Origin of the sequence: Nonomuraea cavernae (assembly GCF_014646355.1) — a bacterium.
Lineage (GTDB): Bacteria > Actinomycetota > Actinomycetes > Streptosporangiales > Streptosporangiaceae > Nonomuraea > Nonomuraea cavernae.
Genome location: NZ_BMNH01000011.1, coordinates 1 through 17224, shown reverse-complemented (window position 1 = coordinate 17224; position 17224 = coordinate 1). Strand labels below are relative to the sequence as shown.

The 17224-nt window shown below is 69.4% G+C and carries 21 protein-coding genes; 10 read left to right on the top strand and 11 right to left on the bottom strand.

The genetic code is table 11. The annotated features are described in order from the left end of the window. Nucleotides 1-46: 46 nt before the first annotated feature. The 6 genes from IEY82_RS18955 (at nt 47) to IEY82_RS18930 (ending at nt 5395) form a co-directional block, all read left to right on the top strand. Complete coding sequence (locus tag IEY82_RS18955; RefSeq protein ID WP_189125491.1) at nt 47-1309, top strand: coiled-coil domain-containing protein; 1263 nt, start codon at nt 47-49, stop codon at nt 1307-1309. 256 nt (nt 1310-1565) lie between these two features. Then, nucleotides 1566-2642, top strand: a complete 1077-nt coding sequence (locus tag IEY82_RS18950) for a tyrosine-type recombinase/integrase (RefSeq protein ID WP_189125490.1) — start codon at nt 1566-1568, stop codon at nt 2640-2642. Then, on the top strand, nt 2639-2962 hold the full coding sequence (locus tag IEY82_RS18945; protein WP_189125489.1) for a helix-turn-helix domain-containing protein: 324 nt from the start codon (nt 2639-2641) through the stop codon (nt 2960-2962). The genes IEY82_RS18950 and IEY82_RS18945 overlap by 4 nt, the downstream gene beginning before the upstream one ends. A gap of 140 nt (nt 2963-3102) precedes the next feature. Beyond that, nucleotides 3103-4239 (top strand): site-specific integrase, encoded by a 1137-nt coding sequence (locus IEY82_RS18940; RefSeq protein WP_189125488.1) that lies wholly within the window; start codon nt 3103-3105, stop codon nt 4237-4239. A gap of 64 nt (nt 4240-4303) precedes the next feature. Then, nucleotides 4304-4966 carry a class I SAM-dependent methyltransferase gene (locus IEY82_RS18935; protein WP_189125487.1) on the top strand — a complete coding sequence of 221 codons (663 nt, stop codon included), beginning with the start codon at nt 4304-4306 and terminating at the stop codon, nt 4964-4966. A gap of 225 nt (nt 4967-5191) precedes the next feature. Further along, nucleotides 5192-5395: a Tn3 family transposase gene (locus tag IEY82_RS18930; RefSeq protein ID WP_229697611.1), complete on the top strand. Its 204-nt coding sequence runs from the start codon at nt 5192-5194 to the stop codon at nt 5393-5395. Nucleotides 5396-5510: 115 nt separating this feature from the next. Here the strand turns inward: IEY82_RS18930 and IEY82_RS18925 are convergent, their stop codons facing one another. Continuing rightward, the gene (locus IEY82_RS18925; RefSeq protein ID WP_225263326.1) at nt 5511-6203 is read right to left on the bottom strand and encodes a YceI family protein; all 693 of its coding nucleotides are present in this window, start codon (nt 6201-6203) and stop codon (nt 5511-5513) included. Nucleotides 6204-6213: 10 nt separating this feature from the next. Between IEY82_RS18925 and IEY82_RS18920 the strand changes: the two genes are divergently transcribed. Further along, a complete protein-coding gene (locus IEY82_RS18920; protein ID WP_189125485.1) occupies nt 6214-6621 on the top strand; it encodes a winged helix-turn-helix transcriptional regulator in 408 nt (135 codons plus the stop codon). 197 nt (nt 6622-6818) lie between these two features. Here the strand turns inward: IEY82_RS18920 and IEY82_RS18915 are convergent, their stop codons facing one another. The 5 genes from IEY82_RS18915 to IEY82_RS18895 form a co-directional block, all read right to left on the bottom strand. Next, nucleotides 6819-6959 (bottom strand): helix-turn-helix domain-containing protein, encoded by a 141-nt coding sequence (locus IEY82_RS18915; protein WP_189125484.1) that lies wholly within the window; start codon nt 6957-6959, stop codon nt 6819-6821. 7 nt (nt 6960-6966) lie between these two features. Further along, nucleotides 6967-7512: a YciI family protein gene (locus IEY82_RS18910; RefSeq protein ID WP_189125483.1), complete on the bottom strand. Its 546-nt coding sequence runs from the start codon at nt 7510-7512 to the stop codon at nt 6967-6969. A 52-nt stretch (nt 7513-7564) separates the two neighbouring features. Continuing rightward, nucleotides 7565-7723: a hypothetical protein gene (locus tag IEY82_RS18905; RefSeq protein WP_189125482.1), complete on the bottom strand. Its 159-nt coding sequence runs from the start codon at nt 7721-7723 to the stop codon at nt 7565-7567. Between the two features lie 334 nt (nt 7724-8057). Beyond that, the gene (locus tag IEY82_RS18900) at nt 8058-8894 is read right to left on the bottom strand and encodes an MBL fold metallo-hydrolase (RefSeq protein ID WP_189125481.1); all 837 of its coding nucleotides are present in this window, start codon (nt 8892-8894) and stop codon (nt 8058-8060) included. Then, the gene (locus tag IEY82_RS18895; protein WP_189125480.1) at nt 8888-9484 is read right to left on the bottom strand and encodes a dihydrofolate reductase family protein; all 597 of its coding nucleotides are present in this window, start codon (nt 9482-9484) and stop codon (nt 8888-8890) included. Before IEY82_RS18895 ends, IEY82_RS18900 begins: the two co-directional genes overlap by 7 nt. Before the next feature lie 72 nt (nt 9485-9556). Between IEY82_RS18895 and IEY82_RS18890 the strand changes: the two genes are divergently transcribed. Next, nucleotides 9557-10054, top strand: a complete 498-nt coding sequence (locus IEY82_RS18890; protein WP_189125479.1) for a winged helix-turn-helix transcriptional regulator — start codon at nt 9557-9559, stop codon at nt 10052-10054. Here the strand turns inward: IEY82_RS18890 and IEY82_RS39195 are convergent. Beyond that, a complete protein-coding gene (locus IEY82_RS39195; protein ID WP_225263324.1) occupies nt 10018-10197 on the bottom strand; it encodes a hypothetical protein in 180 nt (59 codons plus the stop codon). The genes IEY82_RS18890 and IEY82_RS39195 overlap by 37 nt on opposite strands. A 606-nt stretch (nt 10198-10803) precedes the next feature. Here IEY82_RS39195 and IEY82_RS39190 point away from each other — a divergent pair. Beyond that, nucleotides 10804-11181: a type 2 periplasmic-binding domain-containing protein gene (locus IEY82_RS39190; RefSeq protein WP_225263322.1), complete on the top strand. Its 378-nt coding sequence runs from the start codon at nt 10804-10806 to the stop codon at nt 11179-11181. Here the strand turns inward: IEY82_RS39190 and IEY82_RS18875 are convergent. From IEY82_RS18875 to IEY82_RS18860, 4 genes are read right to left on the bottom strand one after another with little or no spacing between them, the layout of a single operon-like run. Next, entirely contained in the window at nt 11111-13099 is a 1989-nt protein-coding gene (locus IEY82_RS18875) for an FAD-dependent monooxygenase (RefSeq protein WP_189125478.1), read from the bottom strand. The genes IEY82_RS39190 and IEY82_RS18875 overlap by 71 nt on opposite strands. Further along, nucleotides 13096-14055, bottom strand: a complete 960-nt coding sequence (locus tag IEY82_RS18870; RefSeq protein WP_189125477.1) for a polyprenyl synthetase family protein — start codon at nt 14053-14055, stop codon at nt 13096-13098. The genes IEY82_RS18875 and IEY82_RS18870 overlap by 4 nt, the downstream gene beginning before the upstream one ends. Beyond that, a complete protein-coding gene (locus tag IEY82_RS18865) occupies nt 14052-15605 on the bottom strand; it encodes a chymotrypsin family serine protease (protein ID WP_189125476.1) in 1554 nt (517 codons plus the stop codon). Before IEY82_RS18865 ends, IEY82_RS18870 begins: the two co-directional genes overlap by 4 nt. Beyond that, the gene (locus IEY82_RS18860) at nt 15602-16108 is read right to left on the bottom strand and encodes a hypothetical protein (protein WP_189125475.1); all 507 of its coding nucleotides are present in this window, start codon (nt 16106-16108) and stop codon (nt 15602-15604) included. The genes IEY82_RS18865 and IEY82_RS18860 overlap by 4 nt, the downstream gene beginning before the upstream one ends. Before the next feature lie 226 nt (nt 16109-16334). Between IEY82_RS18860 and IEY82_RS18855 the strand changes: the two genes are divergently transcribed. Continuing rightward, nucleotides 16335-16997: a hypothetical protein gene (locus tag IEY82_RS18855; protein ID WP_189125474.1), complete on the top strand. Its 663-nt coding sequence runs from the start codon at nt 16335-16337 to the stop codon at nt 16995-16997. The last annotated feature ends 227 nt before the right edge of the window (nt 16998-17224 follow it).

Below are 17224 nucleotides of genomic sequence, written 5' to 3'. Positions count from 1 at the left end.
TCTGATTTCTAATTTCTAGAAAATCAAAAAATGGTACGGTGCTGCGGTGACTGAGAGCGGTGTGGTGACGCCCTGCAAGCACTGTGGTGCGCCGATCGAGCAGCGGCAGGGGAGAGGGCGGCCCAAGGCGTACTGTCCCGAGGGGGACTGCCAAGCGGCGGCCAAGCGGGAGCGCGAGCTGCGACGGGCGACTCCCGGCTTGGAGGGGGCGCTGGCCAGGGCCGAGCAGTTGTACGACCGGATGGAGAGCGGCCTGGCCTCGGCGATCGAGCCGTTGGCCCGGGTGCTGGCCGAGGAGCTGAGCCCGGCCGGGGTGGAGGCCCGGTTGAGCGCCGTGCAGGCGGAGGCGCACACGCGCGTCGCGATCGCGCGCACCGAGCGGGAGCAGGCGTTCGAGCAGGTACGGCTGGCGCGGGAAGCAGCCGAGCACGCGCGCCGCGAGGCCGGGGCGATGCGGCTGCGGGTCGAGGAGGCGGAGGGCGAGCGCGACACCGCGCTGCGGGATGCCGAGCGGGCCCGCGAGCAGGCGCTGGCCGCCTTGCGGGAGGCGGCCAGCACCGAGCGGCAGGCCCAGCAGAGTGCTGACGAGGCCGGCCGACGGGCCGACCTGGCCGAGCGGCGGGCCGACGAGGCGCTGCAGCGGGCCGAGCTGGCGGAGCTGGCCAGGGTTCAGGCGGTGCAGGAGTTGGCCGAACGCGTTGAGGCGGCCGAAGAACGTACGAATGAGGCGGAGGCGCGGGCCGTACGGGCAGGGGAGGAGGCCGAGCGGGCTCGGGCCGAACGTGACGAGGCGCGCGCTGAGGTGGCGACGGCTGGGCGGGCGAGGCAGCAGGCCGAGCGGGAGCTGGCGGCGGCGCAGGCCAGGGCGGAAGCGGCCGCCCAGGAACGCGATCGAGCCGTCGCCCGTGCCGAGGGCGCCGAGCGGAAGGCGGCGGAGGCCGACCGGGACCGGGCCGTCGCGCTCAACGACGTGGCGCAGGCGCGCGAGGCCGCCGCGGCCGAGGTGACGGCCGCGGACCGGGCGAGGAAGGACGCCGAACGGGAGCTGGCCGCGATGGGTGAGCGGGTCAAGGAAGCCGAGGGCGCCGCTGCGGCGGCGCTATCGCGGGCCGAGGAGGGAGTGGCGGAGGAACGGGCCCGCGCCGACGTCGTCGCGGGCGAGCGGGATCAGCTGCAGGGGGATCTGCGGCTGGAGCGGGCGCGGCTGGAGGACATCCGGGCGCAGCTTGACGCCGCCCGTGCTGAGGCCGCCGAGCTGCGCGAACGGGCGGTGGCCGCCGAGCTGCGAGCCCGCCGGAACGAGTCGTGATTCGCTGGCCCGTGGAGGCTCACTACTGAGAGGGAGTGCCGACAACCAAGGTGCCACCAGCCGCCAAGTAGGGTAAGCAACAGTCCTTGAGTTGAGGGCACCGGATCCTCCTCACCCTGCACGCTCACTGCCTGCGAACTGCGTCTTCTCCCGTTTGCCAGATCGATCACCGCGCACCGAAGTAACTTCACTCTCGGTGAAGCTTCTGTCACAGAAGTGATGGAATGGCGGTAGGGCTGAAGTCGGGAGGTGTGGGTTGGCGCTGGGAGTCGTACGAGATCTACGCGAGCACCGAGCTCCAGGCAGCGAAGAAGATCTTGCCGCCTTCGAGACCGACGTGCTGGCGGGGTTCGTGCTGGCTCGCGCGTCGGCCGGGCTGACCGACAGCACTATCCGCAACGACGCCAATCATCTGGAGTTGATCCGGGACTGGTTCGGTCGGCCGCTGTGGGAGATGCAGCCCGAAGACGGCGACGTCTATTTCGGCAAGGTGTTACGAGAGGCCAAGCCCTCCACTCGCACCGGGCGGGCGGCGGCTCTGACGGTGTTCTTCCGGTTTCTGGAGCTTCGGCACAAGGTTGAGCTGCACAACCTCACCGGCCGGGTCGTCGAATGCCCTCTCGATGAGGTCAACCGACCACGGCTGTCCGTGGATCCGCAGCTGCGCGTCCCGCCGACCGTCGAGGAGATCGAGCAGCTGTTCGCCGGGTGGCGCGAAGAGCTGCTGAGCTGCCGCAAGTTCGCTCCAGCCGCCCGCAACTACGCCGTGGTCCGGTTGGTCGCCGATGTCGGGTTACGGATCAACGAGGCCCGGATGCTGGACCTGGAGGACGTGCGCTGGGAGCTGGGCCGGTTCGGCAAGCTGAACGTCCGCCACGGGAAGGGATCGCGCCGCAAAGGGCCCAAGCCCCGGTTGGTGCCCCTGATCAACGGCGCCGATCGCAGCCTGCACTGGTTCATCGAAGACGTCCTCGGGCTGTTCGAGCTCGACCTTTCCAGCCACCGCACCCCATTGTTCCCCTCGGAGCGGAAGAACGCCGAGGGCACCTGCACCCGCGCCACGGCGGACGTGTTCCGCCGAGCCCTGATCGACGCCGTCGACCGTCACCTGCCGTCCTGGTCGGGGCGGCTAACGCCGCACGTGCTGCGGCACTATTGCGCCTCTCAGCTCTATCTGGCGGGGATGAACCTGTTCGCGATCCAGGAGCTGCTCGGCCACGCCTGGACCGGCACCACGGCCAGGTACATCCACGTGCATGCCACCCATGTCGAAGACGCCTGGGTCACCGGACAGCGCCGCGTCGCCGATCGATGGAAAGGACTCACCCGATGAAATGGAACCTGCGCCTGGCGGCCGCGAACCGCGGGATCTGGAAGGCCAGTGAATTCCAGCGGATGCTCGCCGAACGTGGCCTGGTCATCAGCGCCGGCAAGATGTCGGGGCTGTGGTCGGGAAGTCCCAACGTGGTCAAGCTCGACGAGCTCGATGTCATCTGCACCGTGCTGGGCTGCGGCGTCGACGAACTGCTGATCCCCGAACCCGAGGCCGTCGCCGAGCCGCGCCACCATGACGATGACCAGAGCACGGCGGTTGGCCAAGACCGATTGGTGACCCCGCGCGCCGGCGCCGGGCGGTCGCTACCGCCTCGATGAACTGCGCTCACTGCGGCATCCCGTTGCCGGAAAAGCGACGGCGGAATCAGGTCTACTGCAGCAACTCCTGTTCAGCGTTAGCCTCCTACTATCGGCGCAAGAACGGCCAGCCGGTCCCGCCGCGCTGGCAGCACCCGGCGTTGACGGCCGATGATCCGGTGCTGCGGGCAGCGGCGCGTCATGCTCAGGAACTCGGCCAGATCAGCGGCTGGAATCCCTCGACCGCCAGATGTGTGCTCGATGGGCTGGTCACGGTGCTGACGGACCTTCCCGCAGGTGAGCGTGTCTTGCTCAGCGAGGTCCGAGCCCGGCCGCACCGCTGGGTGTCGCGGCCTCGGCTCGTCGAAGTGCTCACCGATCTGGATCTGCTCCACGACGACTCCGCTCCGGCGATCAGATCCTGGATTGACCGCGTCACAGGCTCTTTCGCTCCCGGCTATATCACTCCCGTCCGGCAGTGGCTGCTGGTCTTGCTCGATGGCGACACCAGATCGCGCTCCCGGTCCGCGTCTAGCATCTATGTCTACTTCAGTTGCATTAGGCCGTTCCTCGACGACTGGGCGGCGGGCTACGACCACCTGCGGGAGGTCACTCGTTCCGACATCCGCGCGGCGCTTGGACCGCTGAGGGGCTCACGACGCGCCACCGCGACCAGCGCCCTGCGATCGCTGTTCGGATTCGCCAGGAAGCGCGGCCTGATCTTCTCCAACCCGACGACCGGGTTGAAGGGTCGCCCGGCGGATTTCTCCCTGCTCCCGATGGCCGATGAGGAGATCCGGGCCATCGAGCAGCTGGTCGACGACCTGGCTGGACGAGTCATCATCGTCCTGGCCGCAGAGAATGCCGCTCGCACTGGAGCCATCCGACACTTGGAGCTCGACGACCTCGACATGGCCAACCGGCGAATCACACTCGCCGGCCTCCGCCAGCGACTCGGCGACCTCAGCCACCGAGCACTCCGCCGCTGGCTCCGCCACCGCCGCACCACCTGGCCGCATACCAACAACCCCCACGTCCTCATCAGCGACAAGACCGCCCACGGAACCGGCCCGATCAGCCAACAGTTCGTGACGCTGCGGATGAACCACATCGGATGCACGGTCGATCGCATACGCAAGGACCGCATCCTCCACGAAGCCCTCGCCGCGAGGGCGGACCCGCTCCACCTGTCGTTGGTCTTCGGGATCTCCCACAGCACCGCCGTCAGATACTCCGCCGTCGCCGAGCACCTGCTCTCCGACGAACTCGCCCAGGCACCCAACCACGATCCTGTTTGAAGAGCAGCCGGAACCCGCCGGAAAGGGGACCGAAGCGTGAGTGGTGATCGCTAAGGTGATCGTCATGGCACTGCTGGCTCGCCTCGACCGTTTCAACCGGCGGCACCCGTGGAGCCACAACGACCACTACGGCCGCTGGGTCGCCGACCGAGTGGCCGCGTCCGGGGCCCGCCACGTCCTCGACGTCGGGTGCGGCACGGGCAACCTCGCCGCTCTGCTTCGCCGACGCGCCGCTACCGTCACCGGGCTCGAACCCGATCCCGCGACCGCCCGCGCCGCGGCGGAGCGCTTCGCCGACGACCCCGCGGTCACCATCGTCCAAGCCGACTTCGCCGGGCGCGACCCGCAGCGGTGCTGGGACGCCGTCACCCTCGTCGCTGTCTTGCACCACCTCTCGCTGGCGCCCACCCTGCGTGAACTACGCGGCTGTCTCACCCCGGGCGGGCGTCTCGTGGTTGTCGGCTGCTACCGGGAGGCCGGGCCCGCCGACTTGCTTGCCGCCCTGCCTGCCATGGTCGCCAACCCGATCATGGGAGTGATCAAGCACCCGGCCCGCGCCAATGAGCCGCCCTTGCACATGACGGCGCCCACCACCGATCCGCAGGAGACCCTGGCCGACATCCGGGCCTCGGCCGCACGGGAACTGCCCGGCGCCCGGATCCGGCGTCGCCTGTTCTGGCGATACACCTTGGTCTATGACGCCCCCAACGGACGGAACGGGGCCTGACGCCCCGCCGCAGAGAAGCCACTAACCAGCCGAAACATGCCGGCAGGCCCCCTCTCCACATATTCCGGCTTGACTGCGAAGCCTCAGTGCTGGTCGAACTCTCCACGTTTTCGGCTCCCACAAACCGAACTGACGTAGGTTCCCGATGAAAGTCCTTCAGTCTGGCTGAACTCACGGCGAACGTGCCAGTAAGAAACGTGTCATGAGCCCCAAACGGCGTTGATCTTGCTGCGCATCCTGCAGGCCGCGCTCGTATACATCAACACTCTCATGCTGCAGGACGTCCTCGCCGACACCGAATGGGCCACGCTGCTCAAGCCCGCCGACCGGCGCGGGCTGACTCCGCTGTTCTGGCAGCACGTCCAGCCCTACGGCGAGGTACGGCTGGACGTCGCCAAGCGCCTGCCGCTGGGCGGTAGCACGAATTAGGACAGCGTCACGGTGATTCCGCGGCCGGCCTCTACCTGTCAACCGGCTACCCAACGCGAGAAGCCCGAGTCGCCGAGCCATGGCAACCTGAGATGACTGGCCGGACCGATGAGGCTTAGTTCTTCTGCAGCACCATCTGGAGCTCGATCTCGATCTTTACCTTGTCGGCGATGACCACGCCGCCACCCTCGATGAGGACGTTGCCGGTGATGCCGAAGTCGCTTCGGTTGATCTCGGTGGTGATATGGAAGCCAGCCCGGGTGAACCCGTACGGATCAGGGCCGATGCCGCCGGTTTCGGCCCTTAGCGTGATCGGCTTGGTGGTGCCTCGGATGGTCAGGTCGCCGTCGACCAGATAGGCGTCACCGTCCATACGTATGGCCGTCGACGTGAACATCATCTCTGGGTATTCGTCAACGCTGAGGAACCCACTAGAGCGCAGGTCCGTGTCCCGTGTGTCGTGGCCGGTATCAATAGAGGCGACTCGGATCGCGGCTCGGGCGGTGGAGTTCAGCGGGTTCTCAGCAGTGGTGACGATCGCCTCGAAGTCAGCAAATCGGCCGCGCACGTTGCTGACCATCATGTGGCGGACGCTGAAGCCGATCTCCGAATGGATCGGGTCCGCGTTCCAGGTACCGACCTGGTAGCCGGGGATTTGGACGACTTCGGGATTGTTCACGATGATGCCTTCCGGGAAGATGGAGCCGAGCAGTTCCTTCTGAGATCTCGGTTCCTGATAGGAACCGTCCCAGTATCGAAGCCGCTCCACAGCCGGACAAGCAGGCACATTGCAGTGCGTCAGTACCACGGAGGGAACCATGAGCCGAACGGCGAAGGACCGCCAGGTGACGGACAGCCAGACGAATACCGTATTGTCGCCCTACTGCCGGGCGCGGGATGTGCTCGACCGGGTTGGGGACAAGTGGTCTGTCTACGTCATCACCTTGCTCGGGGATGGCACCAAGCGGTTCAGCGAGCTGAAACGCGACATCCATGTGATCACCCAGCGGATGTTGACCGTAACGCTGCGCGGACTGGAGCGAGACGGATTTATCAACCGCACCGTCTATCCCGTTTATCCCGCCCGGGTCGAGTACTCCCTGACACCGTTGGGCGCATCCCTCCTCGACACGCTGCGTGCACTACTGACGTGGAGCATCGACCACGTCGACCGCGTCGACGAGGCCAGGCAACACTACGACGATGCGGAACCAACTGATCGGTAGAGCGCTCCTGCCCCTCCCACCCACCGCTCGGCGTCCTCGGGCCCGACGACAAACGGCATGATGCACATCGAGCCGTCAGCCTGCACACCAAGCCCCCCGCAGCAGGTCAGCCGTATCCAGGCCCCTACGGGCGCTCGACGTCGTCCAGGCCGGACAGGTCGCCGTGGTAGGTGATCGGGGGCAGCATCGTGCTCCCCCTACGCCGAGACCGGCTTGTCGGGATCGAGATGGCGGTAGATCGTGGCGCGGCTGACCCCGAGCCGGTCGGCGATCTGCAGAACGGTGTCCTTGGTCGGGCGCCGGGCAGCGACGTGGCGTCGCCTGCCGGTGAGGGTCACGTGCTGATCATCGTCGTCCGCCGAACTCCCACTCGTGAACTTCGATAGCGGCATACCGGTCCGGGGTCAGGACTGTGCGGGCCGTGTCCGGGCCCTGCGCCTGGACCAGGGCCGCCGTGCCCAGCCAGGTGGCGCCGTCGTCGGACGACAGCGGCCCGTAGGCGATCAACTCGTCCCTCCGGTCGGGCGGTGGGACGAGGTCGGCGGCCTGTCCGGAGGCCAGACCCAGCACCAGATAGCGGTTGCCGCCTTCGCGGCCACCGGGGAAGTCCCACATGGTGCGACCCAGCACGTTGCGCCACCGGCGCAGCATCACGTCACGGTACACGCCGGCCTGGAAGTTGGGCTCGTCGAAGGCGAACGCCCGCGCGGCGGCGAGGTCCGGTAGGTCGACGATGTGCACGCTGCCGGTGGCCGTGTCGCCGTCGAGGGTCGGGCCGCGGGCGATCAGCTGCGCCGCGTATCGGTCCATGTAGGACCAGTGCTCCTCGGCGAGCTTCTCGCGCAGCGCCGCGGAGCCGGGCCGGTCGCGGTGGTAACAGAAGAATTCCATATTGTGCCTATTTATCATGATCGCGGCAGGAACGGGTGCGCCGGTATCGGGATCATCTGTGGTGCCGGTGCGCAGCCGAGAGGGCGCCGTACAAGATGGACGCCACCGGTTTGGCCTGCCGCTCGACGCCGTGCCGCTCGACGCCGTGCCGCTCGACGCCGTGCCAGTCGATGGCATTCCTCAGCGCTCCCTCGCCCGCATGATCTGCCACGGTAAGAAGGGCGAGCCTTACCACCACTATGAGCGCGGCTTTCAGAACCAGCTCGGCATACTCGACCTCGTCTTACGAACGTCTGGCGAACGCAGGCGAGCACGTCCGAGGAGAAGACCAGCGGCAAGCTCGCCACCGACGACCGGCCAGACCTCCCGAACGCGCTGGGCTACATCCGCGAGGGCGGCCTGCCGACCGTCCAAGAGGTCGACCGGCTCGGCCGCAACCTCCTGGAAGGGCGATCGTCCGCGGCGAATCCATCCGCACCATCTCGGCGTCGTCCACAAGATCCTCGCAGACGCCCAGCTCGCCGCCGCAGAGCGCGCACCGCTCGCTAGCCGGGCGTTCTGTCGCGCTCGCGTCTTCGGGCTAGGCTCTGGGCTTGCCCTGCGTGAATGTCGCCTACCCATTCCCAGCCGGGCTTGGCCGATGGGCCGAGCCGCGGGTCGTCGGGAGCGTGGCCGTCCCGCAGGGCATGCACGTACGCGCGGTCGAGTTCGATCCGTGCGCGTACCTGATCGGCTCCGCCGACAGACCCGTGACCGGGGACGACGACATCGACGTCGCCCGCCACGCCCTCGAGCAGCCGCAGCCCGACAAGGTACTCCTCGATCGGGTCGTTGGTGCCGTTCAGGTCGTCGAGCATCGGAATCAGGACATCAGACAGCATGTCGCCGGCGACGAGAACCCCGCGCTCCTCGACCAACAGCGCCGCATGGCCCGGGGCATGAGCCGGATGCTCAATGATCCGGACTTGAGGGCCGTCCCAAGGAATCCGCGTAGTTCCGGCAGGCAACCCGGTAATGAGGCCGAACAGGTCCAGCGGTATCTCATCGGCGATTTCCGGCGGCAATCCCTCGGCGACGCGCGCCTCCCAGCCCGCGTTCGACCGCAGATCTCGCATATGAGCCGCACAGCGGGCTGTGCCGTAACGGGGCGCTTCGCCGAGTTCGGCGTGCCAGAGCACGTGATCCCAATCAGGGTGCGTCGAGAAGCCTGCCACAACGGGCCGGCCCAGCTCGCGAAGGTCGTTCGCGAGGCAGGCCATTTCGGAGCCTTGTATCCCGGGGTCGACGAGCAACACGCCGGCCCGGCCTTGCACGACAACGGTGTTGTTCTGCAGCAACTCGCTCTGATGGACCAGCACACCCTCCGCGACCTGCCTCAGCACGAGATCGCCTCCTTCGCGTCCCGGATGGCGTAGCGATGCATCGTGACGCCCTGCTCGAACGATCGCTGCTCCAGCAGGTCGAGATCGGTCGGCAGGTCGTAGTCGTCGAACAGTGGCCTGCCGAAGCCGAGGATCGCGGGATGGGTGAAGAGCAGCAACTCGTCAAGAAGCCCCGCCCGGAGCAGCTGCGTCGCAAGCGCCGCGCCGCCCACACTGATGCTGCCGTCGGTCTCGGCCCGCAGGGCGGCGAGCCGCTCGATCGCGTCGTCTCCGCCGATGATCCGGGTGTTGTGGTCGGCGCTGCGGCGGGTGCGGGAGACGAGCACCTTGGGCTTGGCGGTCCAGATCTCACCGTACTCACGCATGACATCCGGCAGCGACGCGTCCTCCTGCGCCCGCGGCCAGTACTCCTCCATGACCTCGTAGTAGGCCCGGCCGTGGACCATGAGCGCGAGCGCCCGTGTCTGCGCGTTGGCCTCGCGGTGCAGTTCCTCGTCGATGCGCAGCCACTCGCCGGCGCCGTTGTCCCCCGGAACTTGCTCGATCCGCAGGTCGAGGGATACCTGCATCGAGTAGACGAAGCGACCCATCAGCTCCTCTTCCAAAGTGATTGCATTCTGCAACTACTATATTGGGAGCGAAATACCTGTCAAGGAGGAATCGTGGAACCACGGTCCGGGTGTCCGATCAACGCCGCCGTCGAGGTGCTCGGAGATCGCTGGTCGTTGCTCGTGCTGCGCGACGTCATCTTCGGCGACCGCCGTTACTTCCGGGCGCTGCTCACCGGGTCGGTCGAGGGCATCGCCTCGAACATCCTCGCCGACCGTCTCGTACGGCTCGTCGAGGCGGGGATCCTCACCCGCGGCACCGCCGTGCGGGGGCAGCGCGCCCGCTACAGCCTCACTGAAGCCGGCATCCAGACTCTTCCGATCATGTACGCCCTCGGCAACTGGGGCCTCGACTGGCGCCCGGGCGGCGACGAGGTCCGGAGCCGGCAGCTATTCATGCGCGATGAGGGTCCGGCGTTCATCGAGGAGCTCATGGACGAGCTTCGCGTCCGCCACCTCGGCGCTCCGCCGAAGCCGCACGACGGTCCAGGTCCGTTCGAGCGCCTCGACGCCGCCTACGCCGCGGCCGCCGAGCGAGAACGCGTCGACTGACGGTCGGGCGCGATCGGGATGAGCAGCAGCGGGGTCGCCAGCAGGAGCACGCCGGCCAGGCCGATGGCCGTGCGCGGGCCGAGTAAACCGCCCAGCATCCCCCATACGGCCGTCAGGAGCGCGGTCGAGGCCTTGGTCGTCACCGACCAGGCGGACAGCGTGCGGGCGACCCGGTCGTTCGCGGTGCGCTAGACGGTAGGTGGCGTAGACGGGGTCGAAGACCCCGCAGCAGAAGATCAGCCCGAGCTCGACGCCCATCACCAGCAGCAGCCCTCCGGCGCCCGGCCCCAGGAAGGCCAGCCCGACGGGCCAGATCGCGCACGGCGTGAACCCGAGGTGCCCGAGCATCAGGACGGCCAGCAGCGCGTCGATGGCCAGCACCAGGCCGTTGAACAAGGCGGTGTTGAAGAACAGCGGACGCAGCGTACGCTCCCCAAAGCCACCCGAACTGCCGCCCCAGCCGGTGCCCGCTCCGCATGCCGACACTCCTCGCCGCTCCGCCGCACTGGAGCGGGACCTCGGCGTGCGGCTGTTCAGCCGCACGCCGCGCGGCGCCGAGCTCACCATCGATGGGCAGGCGTTCCTGCCCCACGCCCGCGAACTGCTGCGCGTCGCCGAGCGCGCGGTCGCGTCCGTCCGCGCCGTCGCCGTGCCCGGCCGGCCCCTTCCCGAGCACATCGAGGCCGTCCGGGTGCTGGACGAGCCAGCTCCTCACCGGCCCCGCCCACGCGCTGGCGTCCGCCCGTTCGGTGACCGTCGCCCAGCTCGCCGGGCACCGGATCTGGATGCCCGGCATCGTCCCCGGCACCGAATGGGCCGCCTACTACGACGACCTCGTCGCCGAGTTCGGCCTCACCATCGAGGCGACCGGCCCCAACTTCGGCTCCGACGCCCTCCTCGACACCATCGCCGACACCCCCGCCCTGGCCACCTTCATGGGCGGGCAGACCCGCCTCGTCTGGCCCGCCGGCCACGGCCTGCGCCGCATCCCGGTGACCAACCCCATGCCCGTCTACCCGCACTCGCTCCTGTGGCACGCCGCGGCGGGCGGCGGCTTCACCATGCGCAGGGGGCGCACACGGTCGCGACGAAGCTCCGCAGCATGCGCGCGGACACCGGATGCGTAACGTCCTCCAGAGCGGTCAGAGCCGCCCGGTGGGCGTCATGGCAGGCGGTCACGGCCAGGTCCAGGGCCTTCGATCGGGCGTCCGGGTCACCGGCGAGAAGGTCGCCGGTGATCCCCGGGAGCGCGTCGGGGATGGCCGAGAGCCGTCCGGAGAGCATCCCGGGCAGCGCGACGTCGAGCCGGGTCCGCTCGCCGCGCACCGCCAGGACCTCTTCGGCGTGCAGGAAGGCGTGCCCGCTGTGGTTGCCGAAGTCCCGCAGCGCGCGGATGGTCTCGGGCGACGCTCCGCCGAGTTGCGCCCCGATGCGGGAGGGGAACTCCAGCAACGCGGCGAACACCTCTCCCGCCCGCGACCGGCCGGCCGGGTCGATCCTGGCGGAGCGGAGCGCGGCGAGCTCACCCAGCCAGTCGGCGAAGGACCACGACACCTCCGGCGCCGAGGCCGCCACCAGCCGCGATGCCTGCGCCAGAAGGAAGTCGCCGGCCAGCACGGTGCTGGCGACGGCCCAGTCCACCCGCCTGCCCGGTGCCGCGCGCGGGGGCATCGGGCCGAGGAAGGCCAGCGCCCCGAGGGTGGCGAGCTCGATCGCGGCGGCGAGGGTGGCGGAGGTGGCGTCGGGCGGTCTGCCACCGGCCAGCAGAGCGGCGAAGAACGGCACGGCGGGCCGCAGCCGCTGGTGCGGGGCCTGTTCTCCGGCGATCAGCAGGCGGGCGATGAACGGCCATTCCTTACGGACGGTGCTGACCGCGACCTCGTCGCAGGCGAGCAGGAACGGCCCGAGCAGCGCCACGTCGGGTGCGGGCAGCGGCATCAGATCGGCGGCCGTCAGCCCGGAGAACCCCTCCGGCATCAGCACGGCCCGCCGGACCTTCGCCGAGACGGGCCGCTCGTCGCCGGCCGTGGCCACGAGGACGCGCCAGGCCAGGTGGTAGCGCCGGGCGGCGTGCGTCGCCGTCTCGAAGTAGCCGACGAACGTGGCCGACAGCCGCCGCGTGTAGGTTCGCCCCGCCGCGCCCGGATCGTCCGGATGATCGGCGATAGCGCGGGCGGCCAGCAGGGCGCTCTGCACGGCGTAGCTGAGCCCTTCGCCGGTGAAGGGGTTGACCAGTCCGGCCGCGTCGCCGACCAGGAGCCGTCCGTCATGGACGCTGTGCTCGGGGGCGAAACCGCTGTTGAGGACTCCGGTGACCGCCGGACCGGCGGGCAGGGCCCCGGCGAAGCGCGGATCCTCCTCGGCCAGGACGGTCAGGGCGGTTTCGAGGAGTTCGTCAGGGTCGGCGGGGCCGAGCCTGGAGGCGCCGATCGTGCAGGTGCCCGGCTGCGCTCCCGGCACCGCCCACACGCACGTGGGCCGTTCGGCCGGGTCGATGGTACGTGGCGCGGGCAGGGCCAGCACGATCGAGGTGATCAGGCCCACCCCGCTGTACGGTCGCGCGCACAGCAGGCCGGTGGCGTGTGGCGTACCGGCCGAGGGAGCGCCGGTCGCGACCACGAGATGGCGCGCCGACACGGTGGTGCCGCCGGTCGACGCGTGCCAGACGCCGTCCCGCCGTACCGGATCGGTGACCAGGCCCGGCAGCCGGGTGGCTCCGGCGGCGGCGGCGATCCGGCGCAGCCCGTCGACGAGGTGGCGCCGACCGCACACGGCGTTCACGGTTTCGGGCAGCACATGTCCGCCGCCCTGCCCCAACCGCAGCTCGACATTGTCGATGACGCGGGCGTCGACCTCCTCCAGCGCGCCGAGAGACGCCAGGCCGTGCAGGGCCGCCCCGCTGAGCACGAGGTCGTGGTCGGCCTTCCCGTCGTCTTCTCCGGCCAGCACGGCACGCAGGCCGTGACGGGCCAGCTCGGCGGCGGTGATCGCGCCGGCCGGACCCGCGCCGACGATCAGCACGTCGGCCGCGAGGTGCGCGGTCACCGGCGGGCCGGCAGGAGTGCGGCGGCGAGCGTGACCAGGCGGTCGCGGGGGCCGCCGGCGGGCAGCTCCTCCAGGGCGGCGAGCGCCTGCTCGTGCCAGTCGGCCGCCAGCCGTGCCGCGGCGTCGAGCCCGCCACGGTCCTGGATGAGGGAGTAAACCTCGGGCAGGTCGTGGGTGCTGAACGACGGCGACAACAGCAGCGTGGCGAGTTCTCCGCCGCTGTCGGCTCGCAGCGCGTACAGGGTGGGGGCGCCGAACAGGCCCAGCGCGTGGTCGGTGCCGACCGGCTTGCCCGCGCCGTTCGGGCTCAGGTCCAGGCAGTCGTCGAGGATCTGGAACGTGACGCCGAGCGCGGCGCCGAACCGGACGAGCGCGCCCGCCTCGCCCGGGCCGCACCGGCCCTCGGCGGCGCCGAGCAGGCAGCAGAGCCGGAACAGCTCGGCGGTCTTGCTCTGTACGAGCTCCAGGTAGGCGGGCAAGGGGAAGGCGGTGTCGAAGGCGCGTTCGACGTCGAGCAGCTCACCGTAGGCCAGCTTGGCGACGGTCGTGCTCACGGCCCCGGCGACGCCTTCCCCCAGGTCGGCGGCCTCCGTGCCCACCAGCGCGAAGCAGGCCAGCCCGGCGAGCATGGCCTGTTCGGTGCCGACGGCCGTGTGCGCGGCCGGTGCTCCCCGGCGGGTCTGCGCCTCGTCGATGACGTCGTCGTGCAGGAGGGAGGCCAGGTGGATCAGCTCCACCACCGCGCCCAGGCGTACCAGCCGGTCGGGATCGGCCGTGCCGAAGCTCGCGCAGGCGGCCAGCAGCCGGGGCCGGACGAGCTTGCCCGGCCCTGCGACGAGCGTGCGCACCAGGCCCCGGACCGGCTCCGGCAGGTCATCGGCCAGGAGCAGGAGCCGGTCGTTCACCTGGGCGGTGAAGGCGTCGGGTGGTGCGGCAGCAGGGGTCGTGGTGGTCATCGCGGCATTTCGATGGGCCCGTTCGTCTCGATGCTGGGCACCGCGGCGATGGCGTCGTAGACGATCTTGTACACGTCGGGGCGGTTCATGTAGGCCAGGGCCTGCCTCCGGTTCATCCCCAGAACGGGCAGCAACGCCTCCTGGTAGAGCTTGAGGGCGAGCGTGGTCTCCTCTCCCGTCAGCACCGACTGGCTGAGCCCGTAGATGACGAAGCCGGCGTCGTCGAGGTGTTCCTGCGTGACGACGGCGGTCGAGTTCGGGTCGGCGAGCACCGAGGCCATGAAGTCGTGGTACTTCGTGTAGTACTGCGAGGCGTAGGAGAGCTCCGACCCTGTGGCCTGCTTGCCCTTCAGACGGTCGACCACCGCCTGCTGGTTGATGTAGGGAAGGCGGATCAGGAGATTGCCGACCAGGCTCTGCGCCAGGAAGTCGTCCCGGAGATCGTCGGCGAGGTCGTTGTCCTCGGTCAGCGGCAGGCGATAGTAGTTCCCGACGGTCGCGAGGAGCGGGCATGGAGTCTCTTCCTCGGGCTCGACGAACGTGGAACCGTCGCCGCCCACGTACACCGCCGAGCCGGAGTCGCCGGGGCTGCCGAAGCTCTCCGTGGCGATGAGGTCCGTGAAGAGGATCCACCCGATGGGGGTCAGGATGTTCGACTCGACACCGGTGGCGGTGATGGTGCTGGAGCTGTAGCCCGAGGTCCTGCCCACCTTCTCGATCTTCGTGTACGCCTTGGGCGCCACCACCGCCGCCGCCGGGGCGGCCACCAGTTTGCCGTTCGAGTCCTTGACGGCCAAGGACACGTTGAGCGCGGCGAGCGTCTTGTCCATCCTGGTGATCAAGCCGGTGCCGTACGTGTCGCCCGCGGTGAAGAGGCCGACGACCGGGTGGTCGGCCGACGGCGGCGGCATGCGGTCGAGCGCGGGCTCCAGGGAGAGACCGGACTGGTCGACGAGCTCGGCGATGGCGGCGTCGAGGCTCCCCCCGGCGGGGACGGGGGCCATGCGCTTCACCGTCGCGATGACGTCTGTGGCCTCGGTGCCGCCGTCGTAGGTGCCCGGCTGGATGATCTTCTCGCCGGGGGAGGCCAGACCCATGCGCCCCACCACGTGGTTGTTGGACAGCAGGCACACCTTGCCGTCCTTGTTGTCGAGCACGAACAGCCCGAGCGTTCCCGCGGTGTTGCCGTCCAGGGTGTTGGAGATGCTGCAGCCCGGCCGCGGCGGCCGCATCCGCCCGGTGATCACGTCGGCGGTCCTGACACGATCATCGACCCGGCCCATGGTGAACGGGCCGGCCTGGATCACGTCCACCTCGTAGGGGACCCCGTCCACCTCGACGGTTCTCGGCAGCAGCCGGCGGTTGGACACGAGCGCCGCGGGGCGCTTCTTGGCGACCATGACCACGACCGCGGGCTCCTCGGTCCACTGCCCGTCGCGGCGGCGGAATCCGATGCCGGCACCGGTGACGTTGGGATCGGCGCCGAAGCTGTCGAGGATCTTCCGCTTGCCCCGGTGCAGCCGGTCCTCGGTGTCCTGGCTGAGGTTCATCGTGTCTCCAGGCGCTGAAGGACGTCGGGCTGCGCGCCGCGCTCGTGCAGGTCGGCCAGCCCGCCGATCCACACGGTCGCGGGGCTGTCGGAGGCGGGGTCGAGATGGCGGGCGACGGTGGCCGCGCCCAGTGCGGCGAGCGCGATCAGGCCCTGCCGCTCGGCGGGCGCCGCCGTGGCGGCGGCCCGGCCGATGCCGGCGAGCAGCGCCGGCCGCGGCGCGGCCAGCAGACCTTGGGCGATGAGCAGGTCCGCCCCGGTGCGGACCTGCGCCAGCCGGGCCGGTTGCAGCCGGGCCTCGGCGTCACGTAGCCGGGAGGCGGTGACACGGCTGCTCGCCGTGCCCCGTTCGCCGAAGCCGGGGACCTCGATGGGGTAGATCGCTCCGGCCTTGGCCACCTGCAGCGCCATCTTCCGCTGCTCGGACGACAACCTCTCGGCGGCGGAGGCCGAGGTGGGCACGGTCATGCCGATGATCAGGGTGGATCCGGCGGCGCCGGACACGCGGAGCATGGTCCGCCGTGTCACAGGGACCGATCGAGGGGGATGGTCGCGCATCAGCCGCTGTCTCTTTTCTGAGGGGGACAAGACACATGACTGTGCGTCATGATCACCGAGAAACGTAGCTTGATCATGAAACCATGATCAAGAGATTTCGGTCACCGATTTGCGTTTATTTCAGGACAGAATGGCGATTCGGCGGACCAGAACGAGACGAGAACGGTGCGCCATGCAGACACCTCCTGGGCCACGCTCCTCCGCCGAGATCCGCGCCTACCTGAGAGACCGGCTCAACCAGGCACTTCGCCGTCCTGGCATGTTCGGCGGAGAGATGACCCTACGACTGCTGCTCGATCACCTGACGTACGCCGAACGCGATGACGCGGCATGGGCGGAGGAACTCCGGGTGCTGGAAGCTCGGGGCGCCCGCGACGCGCTCGGTGTGACCGGAGCGTTCACGACCGTGGTGGCCGGCGACTACGAGTCCGGCGTCGCCTCGATCTACGCGGAGTTCGTCCGCGATCGCGGCTGGCTGGACATCGACCGAACGCTGACGACTGCGGAATACGCCTCCATACGCCGTGAAGTGGACGCCTGGGTCGCTCAAGATCGTACGCTCACCGAAGTGCGGGAGACGTTCGGTCCGCCCTCCGTCCTCTTCGGCGGCGGCAACGCCCTCTACGGCAAGACGCTCGCCTACGCGACCGAGCGGGTGACCCAGCCGATGGTCTTCTTCCATCTCTGGAACGGAACCGATCCGGAAACCGGGCCGACCTGGCCACCGGCCTACCACGAGCCCATCCTCCTGGCCGTCCGCCGCGGTAGGGGACCGTTCAAGGACACCTTCACCTTCACCCCGCGAGGAAGCATGCGCCGTCCCGGCGCCGCATAGCCGGAGCCGCGCGACGGACTCGCCGCCCACGCGGCGACCGTCAACTGCCCGCGCATGTCAGCCGGCCGAGCTCAGTCCCGCGGCTTGCGCCAGGTGATGCTTTGACGCGCTCCCCAGCCTGACGGCCGAGGATTCAGCCTGTGCCGCTTAGGCGGCACTTCTGTGGCTACCTGCTTCGCCGACCGTGCCGCCCTGGCCGCGCTGACGCGCGGCCGGTCTGGTCTTAC